The organism is Rhodocyclus gracilis (genome assembly GCF_009617575.1).
Classification (GTDB): Bacteria; Pseudomonadota; Gammaproteobacteria; order Burkholderiales; family Rhodocyclaceae; genus Rhodocyclus; species Rhodocyclus gracilis.
The window spans coordinates 1-1490 of the sequence record NZ_WIXJ01000022.1 but is presented as its reverse complement, the minus strand read 5'-3'; the positions used below and the strand labels follow the sequence as shown (position 1 = coordinate 1490).

1 protein-coding gene is annotated in these 1490 nt (G+C 66.3%); it reads left to right on the top strand.

Annotated features, from left to right (window positions below; genetic code table 11):
* Nucleotides 1-85: 85 nt before the first annotated feature.
* The gene (locus GHK24_RS13455; protein WP_153473394.1) at nucleotides 86-1399 is read left to right on the top strand and encodes a BCD family MFS transporter; all 1314 of its coding nucleotides are present in this window, start codon (nucleotides 86-88) and stop codon (nucleotides 1397-1399) included.
* Nucleotides 1400-1490: the final 91 nt, after the last annotated feature.

The window sequence follows — 1490 nt, the reverse complement described above, 5'->3', positions numbered from 1 at the left end:
CCTTCCTCTCCGCCTTCGGCGTCACCCTCTACGTCTCCGGCATGATGACCTCCGCCTTCGCGCTGCAACAGTTCGGGGGCTTGCAATGAGCGACCGTATCGGCTGGTTCGGCATCCTTCGCCTTGGGCTGGTGCAAACGGCACTCGGCGCGATCATTGTCCTAACGACGTCGACGCTCAACCGCGTCATGGTGGTCGAACTGGCGCTGCCGGCGATGATCCCCGGCGCGCTGGTCGGCATCCATCACGTCGTGCAACTGCTGCGGCCGCGACTCGGCTATGGCTCGGACATGGGCGGCCGGCGCACGCCCTGGATCATCGGCGGCATGGCTGTGCTGGCACTCGGCGGCTTCACGGCCGCCGCCGCGACAGCGCTCATGGAAACGCAGCAAGGCCTCGGCATTCTGCTCGCCGCGCTGGCCTTCACCGCTATCGGCCTGGGCGCCGGCGCCGCTGGCACTTCGCTGCTCGTGCTGCTCGCCAAGCGCGTTGAAGAAAAACGCCGCGGCGCGGCCGCCACAGCGGCGTGGGTGATGATGATCGTTGGCTTCATCATCACGGCGGCGGTAGCCGGCAAGCTGCTTGATCCCTTCTCGCTTGACCGGCTGGTGGCGGTTTCCGGTGGCGTTTCGCTGATCGCCTTTTGCGTTGCCGTCGCCGCTGTCTGGGGCGTTGAAGGAACGACGCCGGCGCTCGCCGACGACACGCCGAAGCTGCCCTTCCGGCAAGCGCTGGCACAAGTCTGGGCAGAACCGGTGGCGCGCCGCTTCACCATATTCGTATTCATTTCGATGCTGTCCTACAGCTTGCAGGATTTGATTCTCGAGCCTTTCGCCGGCGCCATCTTCGGGATGACGCCCGGCGAATCGACGACGCTCGCCAGCGTCCAGCACGGCGGCGTCTTGCTCGGCATGCTGCTCGTCGGCTTTCTCAGCGTGCGCATCGGCACCCTACGCCAATGGACCATCGGCGGCTGTTTCGCGTCGTCGATTGCCCTGCTGGCCCTGGCGCTCGGCGGTGTCGTCGGCGAGTCCTGGCCGCTGCGTGCGAACGTCTTCTTCCTTGGCGCAGCCAATGGCGCCTTTGCGGTTTCGGCGATTGGCTCGATGATGTCGCTCGCGGGCGCCGGACGCGCCTCGCGGGAAGGCGTCCGCATGGGCTTGTGGGGTGCTGCGCAAGCCATCGCTTTCGCCGTTGGCGGTTTCCTTGGGACGGTTGCCAGCGACGCGGCGCGCGCCGTGCTTGATTCGCAAATCCACGCCTACGCCGTCGTCTTCGCCGGCGAAGCCCTTCTCTTCATTTACTCGGCACGGCTTGCCGCGCAAGCCATTGTCGCCGCCGATACGGTGCAGGTACCACTGTCGACCGGCGAGGTGCTAGCCCACGCTTCGGAAAGTTGAGCATGACGCAGAACGACATCTACGACGCAGTAATCATTGGCGGCGGCCCGGCGGGAGCGACGGCGGCGAACGATCTGGCGAAGGCGGGGCG